The organism is Candidatus Pseudomonas auctus (assembly GCF_048654275.1).
GTDB lineage: Bacteria > Pseudomonadota > Gammaproteobacteria > Pseudomonadales > Pseudomonadaceae > Aquipseudomonas > Aquipseudomonas pharyngis.
The window spans coordinates 488,391-505,884 of the sequence record NZ_JBJYZK010000001.1 but is presented as its reverse complement, the minus strand read 5'-3'; the positions used below and the strand labels follow the sequence as shown (position 1 = coordinate 505,884).

Here is a 17,494-nt window from a genome sequence, read left to right as displayed (position 1 = left end):
CACGCCTCAGGCCAGCAGTTCCTGAATCTTCTCTTGCAACACATCCAGATCGAACGGTTTTTCCAGGATCGGCGCCCGGCGTGTGATAGGGCTGCCGGTCTCGCGGATTTCCTGCGGATAGCCGCTGATGAAGATCACCTTCAGATCAGGACGCAATTTGACGGCGGGCTCGGCGATCTGCACGCCGGAGATTCCGCCAGGCAAGCGGAAATCAGTAATCAACATGTCCAGATGCGGCTTGCTCGCCAGAATCTCGAACGCCTGCTCGCCGTTCTCGGCCTGCAATACGCGATAGCCCTGCCCTGACAGATAGTCTGTCAGCACCATCAGGATCACCGGTTCGTCCTCGACGACGAGTACTACATCTTGTGCATCTACGCTCATGGGAAGCCTTTGTTCGGTCAATAGCTGCTGATACGACCGTGCGGTCACTCAGAGGTTGCGTTTGTTTCGCCGTTTTCCTGGAGCGGCAGACAAACGCGAAACAGGGCGCCCTCGTTGATCTTGCTTTCGACGACGATGAAGCCGCCATGGGCGGCGACGATCTGTTCGGAGATGAACAGACCCAGTCCGAGGCCGGCCACCACCGTCTTGGCGGAGACCCGTTCGAACTGTTGAAAAATGCGTTTCTGATTTTCCTCGCTGATGCCGATGCCGTGATCCTGAACCTCGACCCGTGCGTGGTTGCCCTGGCGATAGACGCGCACCTGAATCGGGCTTCTAGCGCCATAACGCAAGGCATTGGTCAGCAGGTTGGAAATCACCTGTTCGATGCGAAACTCATCCCAGCAGCCTTCGACCGGACTCTCCGCTTCGAAGGAAACGGTGGTTTCCGCCGCCTCGATCTGTTGCGCAAAGTTTTGCAGCAAGTTGCTCACCAACTGTGCGAGATCGAAACGAGTCGGTCGGATCGACAGCTTGCCGGTGCGGATCCGCGACACGTCGAGCATGTCCTCGATCAGCCGGATCAGGCTTTTGATCTGGCGTTCGTCGCGGTCAACCATCGCGTGCATCTTGTCGAGGGTGAACGCGGCAGCGTTGTCCCGGGCCAAGTGCATCTTGCGCAGTTGGGTTTCGAGGATAAGACCGTTGAGCGGCGTGCGCACTTCGTGGGCGACGATCGACATGAAATCGTCACGCATGCGTACCGCCTGCTCCAGTTCGCCCTGGGTGCTTTGCAGTTGCTGCAACAGCGCTTCCTGTTCGCGACGGCTCTGCTCCAGCGCTTCGACCTGTTGCTTCATCGCCTTGCTCTGGCGGTACAGATCGACAAACACGTTCACCTTGCTTTTTACCGCATGGATGTCCAGCGGCTTGTGCAGGAAGTCCACTGCCCCGCTTTCGTAGCCTTTGAACGCGTAATTGAGTTCGCGGCCAGCGGCGCTGACGAAGATGATTGGAATGTTCTTGGTTTTCTCGGTACCGCGCATCAATTCGGCCAGTTCAAAGCCGTTCATGCCGGGCATTTGCACGTCAAGAATGGCCATGGCGAATTCGTGTTGCAGCAGCAGCGACAGTGCTTCGTCCGCCGACAATGCTTTGTAGACGGTGCGATCCTCACGTTTGATCAGCGCTTCGAGGGCCAGCAGGTTCTCGGGCAGATCGTCGACGATCAGCAGTTTTGCCTGGATATTACTCAGCATGCGATTCGTTCCAGCTCGACAAGCAGACGGCCGATGCCGTGTATGGGAAGTATGTAATCCGGTTGATGCGTTTTCAGTGCCGCGCGAGGCATGGTATCGACCTGTGCGTCATCCGGATCCTGCACGACGGTCAGGCCGCCCCGGCGTTTGACCTGGGCCAGGCCTCGCGCGCCATCGTGGTTAGCGCCGGTCAGCAGCACGGCGGCCAGCGCCGGCCCGTAGGCATCAGCGGCGGATTCGAACAGGAAATCGATCGAAGGCCGCGAATGATGCAAACGGTCTTCAAGGCTCAGCGACAGGCTGCGATCCTGCTCCACCGACAGGTGATAACCCGGCGTGGCGAAATACACGGTGCCGGGCATGATGTCCTGTTTGTCGATGGCTTCAGCGACCGGCAGCGCCAGCCGCCGGGCGAATACCTCGACGAGCTGACTGCGACGCTCTTCCGGCAGATGCAGCACAATGATGATCGGCAGCCCGAACCCGGCCCGCAGCGAACCAAGCAAGGTCAGCAACGCCTCGACGCCACCGGCGGAAGCTCCGACCACAATCGCCTCGACCCGAGGCAAATCCGCGGCACTGTTCATGATTTGCGGTAGATCCGTTCTTGTTTCACCAGGGGTTCGAACTGGTTGGCATAGCCTGAGAAGTCGAGGGTTTCCTTGCTGCCCAGCACCAGGAATCCACGGTGACACAACGATTCATGGAACAACCCGAAAGCTCGATCCTGAAGCTTTTTATTGAAGTAAATCAATACGTTACGACATGAAATTAATTGAGTTTCGGAGAATACGCTATCGGTCGCCAGGCTGTGATCGGCGAACGTTACGTTCTCACACAGGCTCTTGTCGAAAATCGCGTAGCCATAGGCCGCAGTGTAGTAGTCGGCGAACGAACGCTGGCCGCCTGCCTGCTGATAGTTGGCGGTGTAGGCGCGCACGTTTTCCATCGAAAAGATCCCTTGCTTGGCCTTGTCCAGCGAGCGCGGGTTGATGTCGGTGGCGTAGATGATCGTACGATCAAGCAGGCCTTCTTCGCGCAGCAGGATCGCCATCGAGTAGACCTCCTCGCCGGTACTGCAACCGGCGATCCAGATCTTGATCGACGGATAAGTCTTGAGCAGCGGCACCACTTCCTGACGGATTGCCAGGAAGTGCGATGGATCGCGGAACATCTCGCTGACCGGGATCGTCAGCAATTGCAGCAACTGCATGAACGCCGTCGGGTCATGCAGGACTTTCTCCTGCAAGGCCGAGATGGTCGCGCACTCGAACTGGCTCAACGCATGTTGCACACGGCGCTTGATCGAGGCGCCGGAGTAATCGCGAAAATCGTAGCTGTACTTGAGATAAATCGCTTCGATCAGCAACCGCAGTTCGATTTCACTGTTCCGCTCAACGGAATTACTACGTTCCACTAAATGCGTTCCATCTTGGGTAACCACACGCGAATCAGCGAGAACAGACGATCCAGGTCGATAGGCTTGGCCAGGTAATCATTGGCGCCCGCCTGCAGGCAGCGCTCCTGATCGTCCTTCATGGCCTTGGCCGTCACCGCGATGATCGGCAGCTTGCGCCAGCGCGGATCCTTGCGGATTTCGATAGTGGCTTCAAAACCATCCATCTCCGGCATCATCACGTCCATCAGCACCAGGTCGATGTCCTCGACTTCATTCAGTTTTTCAATCGCTTCGCGGCCGTTACGGCCGATCACCACAACGGCACCCTTGGTTTCCAGCGCGCTGGTCAGGGCGAATATGTTGCGTACATCGTCGTCCACCAGCAGCACCTTGCGTCCTTCGAAGACCTTGTCGCGGCTGCGGGCGGTCTTGAGCATCTTCTGCCGTTCATGGGACAACTGTGATTCGACTTTGTGCAGAAAGAGTGTGACCTCGTCCAGCAGACGTTCCGGCGAGCGTGCGCCCTTGATGATGATCGAACGCGAATACTTGCGCAGTTCGGCTTCTTCGTCGCGGGTCAGATTGCGCCCTGTGTAGACAATGACCGGCGGGAACGAGCAGATGTCCTCGGTGGACATGCGCTTGAGCAGATCGTTGCCAAGCATGTCCGGCAGCTTCAGATCGATGACCATGCAATCGAAGATCGTCGTGCGCAGCAGTTCCAGCGCGTCCTGCGCCAGGCCGACGGCGGTGATTTCGATGTCATCGTCGCCGATCAGGCGGGCAATGCTTTCCCGCTGCAGATCGTCGTCCTCCACCAGCAGCACACGTTTGACCTTCTGCGTGAGCTTGGCTTCGAGACGGGCAAACACGTCCTTGAGCTCTTCGCGAGTGGTCGGCTTGACCGCGTAACCGATGGCGCCCATGTGCATGGCCGCTTCGACGCGGTCTTCCACGGAAATTACGTGCACCGGGATGTGCCGGGTTTCGGCGTGTTCTTTCAGACGCTGCAGGACGGTCAGACCCGAGTGATCCGGCAGGCGCATGTCCAGCAGGATCGCGTCCGGCACGAACTCTTTGGCCAGGTCATAACCTTCGTCGGCACCGTGGGCAACCAGGCATTGATAGCCCAGTTCATGGGCCAAGTCATAGAGGATGTGGGCGAAATTCGGCTCGTCTTCCACCACCAGAATGCAGCGGGTATCAAACGGCGCTTTATTGCGGTCATCGTTGAAACGCGGAATGTCGACAGAGGCCAGCGGCGAAACCGTCACGGCGGGTGCAATGACCGGAGCGGCAGCGGGCGGGCTGAACGTCAGCGGCGCGACCGGCGCGTCGCCCGGCTCGCGGTATTGCTGCGGCAGCACCAGGGTGAAGACACTGCCCTGCCCCGGCGCACTGGTGACGCTGATCGAACCACCAAGCAAAGTCGCCAGATCCCTGGAAATCGACAGACCCAGTCCGGTGCCGCCGTATTTGCGGTTGGTGGTGCCGTCGGCCTGGCGGAAGGCTTCGAAAATGCTTTCCTGTTGATCCGCTGCGATCCCGATCCCCGAATCGCGCACGATAAAGGCAATGTGATCGTCCGGCTGGCCGGCGATGGTCAGGCTGACCGTGCCCTGTTCGGTGAATTTCACGGCGTTGGACAGCAGGTTCTTGATCACCTGCTCCAGACGCTGGCGGTCGGTGAACAGCGTAATCGGCGCATCGGGCTGCAATTGGACACTGAATGCGAGTTGCTTGTCTGCCGCCAGCGGTTCGAACATACCGCGCAAGCCGTCGGCCAGACGTGCCACGCTGGTGTTTTCCGGGATCACTTCGAGTTTGCCGGCTTCCACCTTGGAAATATCGAGAATATCGTTGATCAGGTTGAGCAAATCGTTGCCGGCGGAATAGATCGACTCGGCAAACTTCACCTGCTCGGCACTGAGGTTGTCCTGCGGATTTTCCGCCAACAGCTTGGCCAGGATCAGCGAACTGTTCAGCGGCGTGCGCAGTTCGTGGGACATGTTGGCCAGGAACTCGGACTTGTATTTGCTCGAACGCTGCAGTTCCTCGGCACGCTCTTCGAGCTGCACCTGGGCCTGATTGAGCTCGTTGTTCTTTTGATCCATGGCGTCGCGCTGCTCGGCCAGGGTCTGGGCCTGTTCGGCCAGTTGCTCGTTGGTCTGTTCCAGCTCGACTTGCTGGGTTTCCAGATGCGCCTGGGATTCCTTGAGAATCCGCGATTGCTCCTCCAACTCTTCGTTGGCGGTTTTCAGCTCTTCCTGCTGCACCTGCAACTCTTCGTTGAGTTGCTGGGTTTCGGCCAGCACTTCCTGCAAGCGCTGGCGATAGCGCGCGGCTTCGATGGAGGTGCCGATATTGCCGGCGATCAGTTCCAGCAGCGCCACATCACGGTCGGTGAGCGGACGCAGGAACCCGAGTTCGATCACGCCGTTGACCCGGTCGTCATCACTGGTCGGCACCACCAGCACACTGTGCGGCAGGCCTTCGCCCAGACCGGAGCTGACCTTGAAGTAATCGGATGGCACCGAATCGAGACGGATCAGCCGAGCCTGCTGGGCGACCTGCCCGACGAGGCCTTCATCGCTGTAAATCAACTGATCCTGTTGTTCCTGTTCGCGGGAGAAACCGTAAGTCGCCACGCGCTTGAGGCCGCCATGCTCCTCGCGCACATACAGCGCGGCCACGGCGGTGCCGAGGTACTGAGCGCAGAATTGCAGGATATTGCGCCCCAGCAGATTGACCGTCAGTTGCCCCAGCACTTGCTCGGCGAGCTGAGTCTGGCCGTTGCGCAACCAGGCTTGCTGTTCCAGACGCTTTGCACTGGCCTCTTGCGCCGCCAGGGTCGCGCCATAGCTTTGCGACAGGTTGAGCAGATCGCGGCGACCGACATAGGCCAACAGACCGCTGATGCCCGCCACGAACAGCAGATAAAGGCTGATGCTCCAGACCGTGGTGCGGCGAACGTCTTCGTTGCGGGAGGCGCGCAGCAACTGTTCGGTCTCAATCACATCTTCGAACTGTTTACGTATTTCATCGGTCAGGCGCTTGCCCTTCCCCGCTTTGACCGCCGACTTGTAATCACCGCTGGCGCGTTGCAGATCGATCATCGACTGCGCATAGGTCGCCCACTCGGTCTGCAGCGCCTGAAGTCGACGCAGGCGATCGGTCTGCGCCGGATTGTCGGCAGTCAGTTCAAGCAAGGTATTCAGTGCCACGGCGATGCGTGGCTTGGCCGTTTCGTACGGGTCGAGGAAGTGCTCGTCGCCGCTGAGCAGATACCCGCGCATGCCGGTTTCCAGATCCACGGTGAGTTTCACCGCTTCGTTGGCGTTATTGATCACCCGGTCGGTGTGCTCCACCCACTGGATCACAGACAACAAATAGGTGATCAATGAAATGAAGAACACGGCACTGATGACGCCGACGCCCAACGGCAAACTGACGTTGCGGCTCAGGAGTTTGCGAAACCGTTGCTCATCAACCGAAGACGGAGAGGACATGTGGCAGCCTTGTCGAACTGTTGAAAACCAGGGAGTTTGCCCCAAAACGGCACCATGGATCCATTTTTCTCACAGCTTTAATACTGTTTTCCTACATTTGCCTACGCCGAATCGCGGCCCAACAGTTATCCTTGCCCGCCCGTTTGCGCCTATCCTTTTTTTGTATGCAGTCGGGAACTTGTGGCTATGCGCCACTTACTCATGCAAGAGCCCGGCATTTTTGATCGACCGGCGCCCCGTCCCCCATTCTTGAGAGCCGCCACTATGTCCACCCCCGCGCCCACCATCCTTGTAGTCGAAGACGACGCCATCGTGCGCATGCTGATCATCGATGTGCTGGAGGAACTGGACTTCAAGGTCCTGGAAGCAGATGGCGGCGAACAGGCACTGGAAATCCTCAAGGATGACAAGCACATCGACCTGATGATGACCGATGTCGGCTTGCCGGGTATGGATGGGCGTGAGTTGGCCACCGAAGCCCGCAAGCTGCGCCCGACCCTGCCAATCCTGTTTGCCAGCGGTTACGCCGAAACTATCGATGTACCGGCGGGTATGCATGTAATCGGCAAACCCTTCTCGATTGATCAACTGCGCGACAAAGTCAAAGCCGTTATTGCTCAACCCTGAAGTCGGAACGTTCATTTTCGCAAACTTTCAAGGGCAGACATTCGATCTGCCCTGACCCACTTTGAAACCAGCCACAACTGCACCTGCGTCGAAAAACTCAGTTATTCTCAGGCCGCCGGCAGTTGTGGTTTTTTTTGCATTTTCACCTTTGATACGACCAAGCCAGAGCTCTAAAACAACCACTCGACGCGCTGGTTATATTGAAATCCTCGTCACTTCCGGACACTGGCTTCAGAGCCACACTGTTATCGGCGGCGCAAGTTTCAGCGCAACAATTTAAAACTTAGCGAACAACCCCGAAATCAAATTCAACTAACAAGTCAGCGCGGAGCACTATTACTCTGCGGCGACTCATGGCGCATGCACCATCAATAAAGCCCCCGCACGACCAACGAGGAAGTCATATCTTTCAAACAATAAGGATTTTTACTTATGCAACCTGCTCCGACCCTGATACCGGACATCAATTCGATAAATTTATTTACGTTTACCCAACAACCAGAACTCGACAAAAAGGAAAAAGCCACGGTTATTGTGGCTCTTAAAGACTTGAAAAGTAATCGCCCTGTCAAGGTATCCGGTACTTTTCACCCTGCCACTTTTCCACGAACGGCAGGCTCCACTTTTGACACCGCCGAGGAATTCGTTCGCGTTGCATTGTCGAAGTTGATCGCAAGCGATGCCTTTTCCAGTTTGAAAACCAAGTATCACTTACCCTCCGACGCTCTTGTCAGTGTCGATGAACACGCTGTTCTCTGGGTACTGAAGGACGGAATCTGGATTGACCTGACTCACGACGGCGAATCATCTGCTCTGCAAGATGAACTGCAAATGCTCGCCGAATGCACGCTACAGACAGGCGGCTGTGTTTTTTCGGGGCCGGTCATCGGTGTTGAACAATGGCTGCGTTATCACCAGTTCGATATACCAGTCACCGATGATGAGACGCAAAGCCTGATCGATTTCCTGGAGTTCGAAATGCCTTCCGCCCCTGCGACCGGGGACTATCACGAATTATTGATGGAACCCCCGGAGTCTGCCTTTCATCTGTCGACTGCAGACCGGCAAACCATCCGTGACGTGATTGGCGAAACAACCCACGGACAGACAAGCCTGCTGCAGTACATCGCCCTGAAGAACTTCAGTGCATTCCCCGACGCCGTCAGACGTGAGCGTGCTGGTGGCTATTTGAAAGATTTTCTGAAAAGGCCGAAAGTCAGGACACTGGGCGAAACGTTGCACAAACGCTTGGAATGGCACCTGGATACCGACCATCCTGACGTCGCCACGCGCCAGCTCGATTACCTGGTGGTCACTGCCTTGATTCTGGACCTGGTATCGGACGTCGACAAACCCGGCAAAGCCGTTGCCGGTCTCGCGCTGTACCAGCCTGCCAATGCCTCGCGCACCGCATCCGACATTGTGCTGGAGGTGGAACAGCACCTCGTCGCCAACACGTTACTGGAACCGCACAATGCTTCGTTGGCAGCGCATCTGCTGCTGTCGGGGGTGGCTCCCGAATTTCTCGTGCAAGGCGTGCCTGATGAACTGACCATCGACAAACCGGGATGGGTAGTGCTCACCCAGGCTGTAGCGCTGATCGAAGCGGCTGCACCGGGTACATCCCGGTTGATGAAGTACAGCGACATCATGGCATTCTCCGATCTGGCGCCTGTCAGCAAGGCGCAGCGCCTTCTTCACGAGGTGACGGCCATTCGACCGATCATCCACTGGGCCATGCTCAACGAACTGATTCCTTATATTGCCGATACGGACTACGACGTCGCGACTTTCAATACCGCTGCCTCTTACTTCACCCAATACGCCGAAGCGTTGAACCAAATGGAATCCGGTCTATCGGTCACTCCACCCAATAGACGCAAGTTGGCGCTGGAGGCCTTGAAGCGCGTCATGCCGGGAGGAGACTATCTCGAACAGCGTGTTTACAAGATCAGATACGTTGCATCTTTAAAAGAGCGAAACTTTCTGGATCTGGTGCTCACGCAGATCCCGTTAAATATTCCCAATATTGTGGAGTCACTGGCTCATGAAACTGGAGTGGACAGCCTTGTTTTCTCTAGAGTATTGAACCTTCGCGCTTCGATTCTCGATCTATACATGTCTGACGATCTCGAAGTTGGCGGGCAATTCAATAATAGCTTTGTGGCCACTACCAATCTCAAACTTCCGAAAGGGGCTTTTTCAAGATTGAGCAAACTTGAGTCCGTGGATGAATTGTTCGATGCGGCATTTGATCAGTACTATCCGACGCTGCAAAACGGCCTCGCCTCTGTCATAAAAATGGCAATCACCCAGTTGCCCGAGGAAGACAGAAAGTTCCTGATCAATGGTTCCACCACTCTCTATACCGTGCGCAATGAAGTGAATCCGCTGAATGCATTTCAGGAGACTCAGCGCCAGCGCAATGCCGCCAAGGGACGCTACGGGATTATTCTGGGCAGTCGCAGCGATGGTGAATTCCGTTGTTATGAGTTGTTCCCACTTAAAGGACTGTGCCGCGCACGACCGGATCTGGCTACCTTGATTCAATCGCGCGGGGTGATCGACGACACCCCGGAATTATCTTACGTCGGTGCTGAGACGGACTTTCAGGACAAACGGTTCGAGCAGCCATGGCCGCTCGACTTTGCAGCCTATCTTGACGGCAGCGAGCCCAGGTCAGACGTCAGTTCCAGAGTCGTGGTGGAAAAGCTCTGGCACTTCACTTGCCAATCGAATGATGCGCGTCCCGTGCCTTTATTCTTCTCCGTTGCACTCGATGCCTTGGCGGAAAGCGTTTTGAGCTGTCATCCAATGGCCACCCGCGAGGAACTGTACACGCTGCTGAACACCCGGACCGAGCTGCAACAGTTGCGTGACTACAACAATGCATTGGATACATCCCTCGTTAATGTTCTCGTGCCTTTCAAGAAGTGCATCGAAGACATCAACTCCGGCGATGCCGAGCGCGTCACCGAGGGCGTCGGTGGCTGTGTCCTGGATGGCCTGGCGCTACTGGGATTGATTATCGGCTTCGGCGCCTCGGTGGCCGGCATCGTTGCCAGAACGGCCTCGATGACCAGCAAGGTGCTGAAGATTGCCAAGGCCAGCGCCCATTTTGCCTTGTCACTGGTCAATCCATTGGACGGTTTGCCCACGCTGGTGTTGAAGGGTGCCCGTCTGACCAGACGCGGCGTCCTGTTGCTGACCGGTCACGCCATTGAAGCGGTGGAAACGGCCACCGGTCAATTGCGCCGACTGGCAGGTAGCGCGCAATCCTATGACTTGATCAAGGCCGCGCAAAAATCCGATCTGCTGCAAGGCACCTGGAAAGCCGTCGGTGACCTGGGTGAGTCGAAGAGCCTGATCGCCCTTGAGAGAAACAGCGACTGGCGTGCACTGAACCTCAGAACAGGTGGCCCATGGGGGCCTGCCCTGAAAAATTTCAAAGTGGCGGCAACCTCCCCTTTGCGCAAGCTATTCAACCTGATCAATCCGTTCAGCTATACCCGCACTTATGTGAGTAAAGCCATTCCACTTGCCAGAACCAAGCTCGACAACGCTATCGCGCTGCTGTCGAAGGCTCCCGACGATGACGTTCGATCGATTCTGAAGTATGTCTTCGGCAGTGATTCCGATGAGGCCCTGAATTACTTGCTCGCGAATCTGAAAGTCATGCGCAAGGATCTGGACTCGGTCACCCTGGCCAATATGTCCTTCAAGCGCGGTTCGGAAGCGGCAGCGGCATTACGTACCAATGCCTATAAACGATGGAAAACCAGTGTGCTGGCCGGCGGCACCGTCCAGGACAGCACCGAGCACTTTCTGGTGATTTACAAGGATGGCCTGGACGATCTCTACAGAATCTCCCGCTACGACGAAGCACGGATTGCCGATGCGCTGATCCATGAAATGTCCCACGGTGCGCCGCAGACCCTGGATTTCTACTATGGCTATCCAATAACTTCGGGCTCCGGAGCCGCCCCCATCGATGCGGCGGGCCTGATCGACTTTGCGAAGGACGCCAAAAGCGCCCATCCCGATAATCTCGTCAATCCGCACTTCAGCTCAGCTCAGCCACCTTCATTTACCGAGTTCCAGGCAAGTATCAACAGTCAGCCCGATATCGTTCGCCAGCATCCGGCGCTTCGCAATGCCGACTCCTATTCGTTGGCGGTGTCCCTGCTGGATCAGAGTCGAAGCAACCCCCGCGAGCTGATGTTCAATCTGGCCTATATAAAGGGCTCACTGGAGGCAGCCGATAAAACGAAATACAAGTTCATTCAGGGAACACTGCCGATTCAACTCGCCAGACCCAAACCCTAAGAACGACAAACCGGGCACTGCCCGGTTTGTGCTTTAATGCGCGCCCTGTTTTTTTCATGTTTCAAGGAATCGCCCTCATGTCCCAGCCCGAAACCAACGTCCTGGTCATAGGCTATGTCTGGCCGGAACCCCGCTCTTCGGCGGCAAGCGGACACGTGATGCAGATTCTCGAGACGTTTCTTGAACAGGGCTGGCAGATTACCTTCGCCAGTCCAGCAGGCCCCGGTGAACACCGCGCCGATCTGACTTCAATGGGCGTCCGCGAAGTCCCTATCGAACTGAACAACAGCAGTTTCGATGTGTTTATCAGCGAACTTGCACCGGACATTGTCTTGTTCGACCAGTTCATGATGGAAGAACAGTTCGGTTGGCGCGTTGAAAAGCACTGCCCGAACGCCCTGCGCGTGCTGGAAACCTCAGACTTGCAAAGCCTGCGGCATGCGCGGCATCACCGCCTCAAGGAGCGCCTGAAAGCCGACGCCGATCAGAACGACTTCCGCCAGTTGTATGTTCCGGCGTTGCGTGAAGAGTTTGAATTGATGGCGTGTTCTGATCTGGCGAAACGGGAGATCGCATCCCTGTACCGCTGTGATTTGAATCTGATGATTTCCGAAGTCGAGATCGAGTTGCTGGTGTCTCAGTTCGGGCTGCCGCGACAATTGCTGCACTGGTGCCCGTTGATGGTCGAGATTCCAGACGCGGTCTTCCGTCCGTTTGATGAGCGCGCGCATTTCCTCAGCATCGGCAACTTCCGTCACGCTCCCAACTGGGACGCGGTGCTGTGGATGAAGACCACGGTCTGGCCGCTGATTCGCGCTCGATTGCCAGAAGCCCAATTGCATGTCTACGGTGCTTACACACCGCCCAAAGCCACGGCACTGCACAACGCGGCCCAAGGTTTCCATGTCATGAACTGGGCGGAAGATGCGTTACAGGTGATGTCTCAGGCCCGCGTGTGTCTGGCGCCGCTACGCTTTGGTGCCGGCATCAAAGGCAAACTGGTTGACGCCATGCTGTGTGGCACGCCCAGCGTCACGACACCGATTGGCGCCGAGGGGATGCACGGCGAACAGGCCTGGCCTGGGACCATCGATGCAACCGCCGAAAGTCTCGCCAATGCGGCGGTGGCTCTTTACCAGGACGAATCTTTGTGGAAACAGGCCCAAGTCCAGGGACGCACTCTACTCAGTGATCGATATTCAAAACGGGTACATGGTCCAGCGCTGATCGAAAGACTGCTGAGCTGCCAGAAAAATCTGCAACTTTCAAGAAACACCAACTTCATCGGAAGTATGCTTCGCCATCACGCACACAAAAGCACGCAGTATATGTCGCAGTGGATAGAGGCAAAAAATAAACAGAACCACTAATATACATCCGGCATTAAACAATCACTTGAATAAAAAACAAGCCAATATAAATATCCTTGCTGCCACTTGAACAACTTCAAGTGACACCTGACCAAACAAGGATTTTTATGAACAACACCTTCTCTAAAAACAACTGGATGTCATCGACGCCCGACATAGATGTTTTGTCACTGGCCGAACTCAGTCTGCCCGGCACTCATAACGCAGGTTGTGATCGCAAGGCTTCCTATGCATTGATTCCAGGCCCTCACCATCTCGCTTGCCAGAATGATTCCTTTTATTCACAACTGAGCAATGGGTCACGAGCTCTTGACCTGCGACTGGCGAGCTTGGCCAAGGAGAAAGGCATTCTGAAATACCGATTCCGACACAATAAGTTTCTCTCATCGCGCACTTTGTTTGACTTGTTGTTTGAAGTTAAAAACTTTCTTCACCTCAATCCAGACGAGTTCATTATTCTGGACTTTCACGAACTGGCGGACAGTGAAGGAAAATTCGACTTCAAAGGATTCAACGACTATTTGATCGAATATCTGGGGCCGCGAATCATTCCGACCTACAACACTGACCTCAGTCTTGCGCAATTAAAACGCATCAGTCCGATCCAACGTATTTTGGTCTGTGCGCCCGGGCACGATGATCTCGATAAAAATCTATTCAACAGAAAAATCGAACACCAGTGGGAAGAGAAGTCTTCTACCAGAGCAGATGATTTGAAAGGTTATATCACCCGGGTAATGAGAACACCTCCGGGCAGTTGGGCACCCTGGTCTTTATCCGCTGCCACCTGGACTTTGCTATTGGGTCCTGTTCGCCTGCACAAGGAACTTGATGAGTGGTTTGACCCAGATAAAAGTGACTGGGCCGAGAAGTCGAATATCATCAATGTCGACTTTATTGAAGATTCAAAAATCGTGGCTTACTGTCGGGCGGCCAACTTGAAAAAAATACGACAATAAGGGAGCGCTGCGGCGCGGCGAATCACGGCCTTGCCACGCCGCCGCCATTGCGCTCTGGTCGAGCATGCCCGGAAAGAGGCATGATTGAGCGGCAATAATAAAAAAGTGCAGCCACCATGACCCGAACCGCCCGCGTGACCGACCCTTCTTATGAGCTGATGGATGACCATAACGGGTTGTCCATCATCTATCGTCAGCACGGCTTCCCCTGCCCGCTGGTGCGCTGGCATTTCCACAAGGAATACGAGCTGCACCTGATCGTCGCCAGTTCGGGCAAGGTCTTCATCGGCGACTACATCGGCAATTTCTATCCGCAGACCCTGTTTCTCACCGGCCCCAATCTGCCGCACAACTGGATCAGCCAGGTGGCCGAAGACGAAGTGGTCGAGAAGCGTGACATGCTGGTCAACTTCACCGATGAGCTGTTTGAAAGCGGCCATCAGGTATTCGCCGAACTCAAGACCCTGGCGCCGCTGCTCGAACGTGCGCAATACGGCATCGAATTCCGCTCCCCGCAGACAATCCGTCAGGCCATGATCCTGATGCAACGCATCGCTGATTCAAACGGTATCACCCGTCTCGGGCACTTTTTCATCCTGATGGAATTGCTGGCGGCCTGCGACGACTACCAGCTGCTGTCCGGCGCAACCACCCCGCAACTGGCCGACGAGCACAACATCGACCGCACCAACCGCGCAGTGGATTACATCTTCGCCCACTACGCCCGCGAGTTGCCGCTGGAGGAAGTCGCCGAGCACCTGGGCATGAAGCCGACCTATTTCAGCCGCGTGTTCAAGCAGGCCACCGGGCGCAACTTCATCGAATTCGTCAATCGCCTGCGCATCAGCAAGTCCTGCGAACTGCTGGCGGACGGCGACAAACCGGTCACCGAAGTGTGTTTCGAGTCGGGCTTCAACAATATTTCCAATTTCAATCGGCGCTTTCAGCAGCTCAAAGGCATGACGCCTTCGCATTATCGGCGGCTGGTGGTGCAGCGCCTGACCGAGCAAAACCACGGCTGACGCCGGAAAACCTGTACGGATTAATGCAGGCCGTCCTTCTGAAACGCCCTTCCCTGCGTTTGCCGCACCAATCCCGAGTGCAAAAAAGTATCGATTCAAGTGCTAGGGATGATTTGTCAGCCCTGCGTCAGAAGGCTGTAATCAGTGCACATTCTTCCCCCGCTGGAAGAACACAAAAACAATAACTGTCCTTCTGCCCCCGCCGGGTGCAGAAAAGGAGTGCACGATGCAACCCACTGCAAAAGCTCTGCTGGCCCTCACCTGCATGACCCTCAGCAGCGTCAGCCTTGGCGCCCAGACCCTGACCATCGCCACCGTCAATAACAGCGACATGATCCGCATGCAAAAGCTCTCGAAAACCTTCGAGACCGAGCATCCGGACATCAAGCTCAATTGGGTGGTGCTGGAAGAAAACGTCCTGCGTCAGCGCCTGACCACCGACATCGCCACTCAGGGCGGGCAGTTCGACGTATTGACCATCGGTATGTACGAAGCTGCACTCTGGGGCGCCAAGGGTTGGCTTGAACCGATGAAGGATCTGCCGGCCAGCTACGCCCTCGACGATGTGTTCCCGTCGGTGCGCGAAGGCCTGTCAGTCAAAGGTTCGCTGTACGCCCTGCCGTTCTACGCCGAAAGCTCGATCACCTACTACCGCACCGACCTGTTCAAGGACGCCGGCCTGACCATGCCCGAGCGTCCGACCTGGGAACAGATCGCCGGCTTCGCCGAAAAACTCACCCACAAGGACAAGGAACAGTACGGCATCTGCCTGCGCGGCAAGGCCGGCTGGGGTGAAAACATCGCGTTGATCACCACCATCGCCAACGCCTACGGCGCACGCTGGTTCGATGAGCAGTGGAAACCCGAATTCAGCGGTCCGGAGTGGAAAAACGCGCTGAACTTCTACGTCGACACCATGAAGAAATCCGGCCCGCCGGGTGCCTCCAGCAACGGTTTCAACGAAAACCTCGCGCTGTTCAACAGCGGCAAGTGCGCAATGTGGGTCGATGCCAGCGTCGCCGGTTCGTTCGTTACCGACAAGACTCAAAGCAAGGTCGCCGATCACGTCGGCTTTACCTACGCGCCGCATCAGGCCACCGACAAAGGCTCGGCGTGGCTGTACTCGTGGGCGCTGGCGATCCCTACCAGCTCCAAGGCCAAGGATGCCGCCAAGGAATTCAGCGCCTGGGCCACCTCAAAAGAGTACGGCGAGCTGGTCGCCAAAACCGACGGCATCGCCAATGTTCCGCCGGGTACCCGCGCCTCGACCTACAGTGACGCTTACATGAGCGCCGCGCCGTTTGCCAAGGTCACGCTTGAATCGCTGAAAGCGGCCGACCCGAGCAAACCGACCCTCAAGCCTGTGCCGTACATCGGCATCCAGCTGGTGACCATTCCTGAATTCCAGGGTGTAGGCACCCAGGTCGGCAAGCTGTTCTCGGCGGCGCTGATCGGCCAGACCACGGTCGACCAGGCACTGACCGCCGCGCAGCAAACCACCGAACGCGAGATGAAGCGCGCGGGTTATCCGAAGTAATCCTGCGAAAGCCTCTCCTGCCTTCTGTGGGAGCGGGCTTGCTCGCGAAAGCGGTGTATCAGTGAAACATTTGTTGTCTGACACCACGCCTTCGCGAGCAAGTCGAATCGTCGCACCGTCGCTCCCACATGGGATCTCCATAGGTCTGTATGACTCGGTTGTAAACGCCATGAATACTTCAACTGCCAAAGCCCACATCGACCTGTCGCAGCCCCGGCGCAAAAGCCGCGTGGCCAATCCCGGCTGGTTTCTGGTCAGCCCTTCGGTGGCCCTGTTGCTGCTGTGGATGATCGTGCCGCTGGGCATGACCGTCTATTTCTCGATGATCCGCTACAACCTGCTCGATCCGGGCACCAACGAATTCGTCGGGCTGGAAAACTTCACCTACTTCCTGACCGACTCCGGCTTCATGCCTGGCGCCACCAACACGTTGCTGCTGGTGGGCAGCGTGCTGCTGATCAGCGTGGTGTTCGGCGTGTTGATCAGTGCGCTGCTGGAGGCCAGCGAATTCTTCGGTCGCGGCATCGTGCGGGTGATGCTGATTTCGCCGTTCTTCATCATGCCCACGGTCGGTGCGCTGATCTGGAAGAACCTGATTTTCCATCCGGTGTCCGGGATCCTCGCCTATATCTGGAAATTGTTCGGCGCGCAGCCGGTGGACTGGCTGGCCCACTACCCGCTGTTGTCGATCATCATCATTGTGTCGTGGCAATGGCTGCCCTTCGCGATCCTGATCCTGATGACCGCCATGCAGTCCCTCGACCAGGAACAGAAAGAAGCCGCCCGCCTCGACGGCGCCGGCCCGATCGCGATCTTCTGGCACCTGACCCTGCCGCACCTGGCACGGCCGATTGCGGTAGTCGTGATGATTGAAACCATCTTTCTGCTGTCAGTGTTCGCCGAAATCTTCACTACCACCAACGGCGGCCCCGGCTACGCCTCGACCAACCTCGCCTACCTGATCTACAACCAGGCGCTGGTGCAGTTCGACGTCGGCATGGCCTCGGCCGGCGGCCTGATCGCCGTGGTCATCGCCAACATCGCCGCGATCATTCTGGTGCGGATGATCGGCAAAAACCTGACTGACAAAGCCTGAGGCCTG

General features: G+C 56.6%; 12 protein-coding genes. 7 read left to right on the top strand and 5 right to left on the bottom strand.

Going from position 1 to position 17,494, the window contains the following annotated elements; all coding sequences use genetic code 11:
• Nucleotides 1-6: 6 nt before the first annotated feature.
• Genes ACKUG4_RS02325 through ACKUG4_RS02305 form a run of 5 tightly spaced genes read right to left on the bottom strand, consistent with a single transcriptional unit; the run spans nucleotide 7 to nucleotide 6,551 of the window.
• Nucleotides 7-384: a response regulator gene (locus ACKUG4_RS02325; protein WP_007954537.1), complete on the bottom strand. Its 378-nt coding sequence runs from the start codon at nucleotides 382-384 to the stop codon at nucleotides 7-9.
• Between the two features lie 44 nt (nucleotides 385-428).
• On the bottom strand, nucleotides 429-1,643 hold the full coding sequence (locus ACKUG4_RS02320; protein ID WP_064596458.1) for a hybrid sensor histidine kinase/response regulator: 1,215 nt from the start codon (nucleotides 1,641-1,643) through the stop codon (nucleotides 429-431).
• Complete coding sequence (locus tag ACKUG4_RS02315; protein ID WP_064596456.1) at nucleotides 1,637-2,230, bottom strand: chemotaxis protein CheB; 594 nt, start codon at nucleotides 2,228-2,230, stop codon at nucleotides 1,637-1,639. Before ACKUG4_RS02315 ends, ACKUG4_RS02320 begins: the two co-directional genes overlap by 7 nt.
• Nucleotides 2,227-3,060, bottom strand: a complete 834-nt coding sequence (locus ACKUG4_RS02310; protein ID WP_064596454.1) for a CheR family methyltransferase — start codon at nucleotides 3,058-3,060, stop codon at nucleotides 2,227-2,229. Before ACKUG4_RS02310 ends, ACKUG4_RS02315 begins: the two co-directional genes overlap by 4 nt.
• The gene (locus ACKUG4_RS02305; protein WP_445433323.1) at nucleotides 3,060-6,551 is read right to left on the bottom strand and encodes a response regulator; all 3,492 of its coding nucleotides are present in this window, start codon (nucleotides 6,549-6,551) and stop codon (nucleotides 3,060-3,062) included. The genes ACKUG4_RS02310 and ACKUG4_RS02305 overlap by 1 nt, the downstream gene beginning before the upstream one ends.
• A gap of 264 nt (nucleotides 6,552-6,815) precedes the next feature.
• Here ACKUG4_RS02305 and ACKUG4_RS02300 point away from each other — a divergent pair, with 264 nt between their 5' ends.
• From ACKUG4_RS02300 to ACKUG4_RS02270, 7 genes are all read left to right on the top strand, one after another.
• The gene (locus ACKUG4_RS02300; protein WP_064596446.1) at nucleotides 6,816-7,178 is read left to right on the top strand and encodes a response regulator; all 363 of its coding nucleotides are present in this window, start codon (nucleotides 6,816-6,818) and stop codon (nucleotides 7,176-7,178) included.
• A 432-nt stretch (nucleotides 7,179-7,610) separates the two neighbouring features.
• Nucleotides 7,611-11,504 carry a hypothetical protein gene (locus ACKUG4_RS02295; RefSeq protein ID WP_445433322.1) on the top strand — a complete coding sequence of 1,298 codons (3,894 nt, stop codon included), beginning with the start codon at nucleotides 7,611-7,613 and terminating at the stop codon, nucleotides 11,502-11,504.
• Nucleotides 11,505-11,581: 77 nt separating this feature from the next.
• Nucleotides 11,582-12,874: a glycosyltransferase gene (locus ACKUG4_RS02290; protein ID WP_064596442.1), complete on the top strand. Its 1,293-nt coding sequence runs from the start codon at nucleotides 11,582-11,584 to the stop codon at nucleotides 12,872-12,874.
• Between the two features lie 107 nt (nucleotides 12,875-12,981).
• Nucleotides 12,982-13,833: a phosphatidylinositol-specific phospholipase C domain-containing protein gene (locus tag ACKUG4_RS02285; protein WP_445433321.1), complete on the top strand. Its 852-nt coding sequence runs from the start codon at nucleotides 12,982-12,984 to the stop codon at nucleotides 13,831-13,833.
• A 116-nt stretch (nucleotides 13,834-13,949) separates the two neighbouring features.
• Nucleotides 13,950-14,855, top strand: a complete 906-nt coding sequence (locus ACKUG4_RS02280; RefSeq protein ID WP_085703022.1) for an AraC family transcriptional regulator — start codon at nucleotides 13,950-13,952, stop codon at nucleotides 14,853-14,855.
• Nucleotides 14,856-15,081: 226 nt separating this feature from the next.
• The gene (locus tag ACKUG4_RS02275; RefSeq protein ID WP_445433320.1) at nucleotides 15,082-16,392 is read left to right on the top strand and encodes an ABC transporter substrate-binding protein; all 1,311 of its coding nucleotides are present in this window, start codon (nucleotides 15,082-15,084) and stop codon (nucleotides 16,390-16,392) included.
• 169 nt (nucleotides 16,393-16,561) lie between these two features.
• Nucleotides 16,562-17,488, top strand: a complete 927-nt coding sequence (locus ACKUG4_RS02270; RefSeq protein ID WP_039768250.1) for a carbohydrate ABC transporter permease — start codon at nucleotides 16,562-16,564, stop codon at nucleotides 17,486-17,488.
• Nucleotides 17,489-17,494 lie beyond the last annotated feature (6 nt).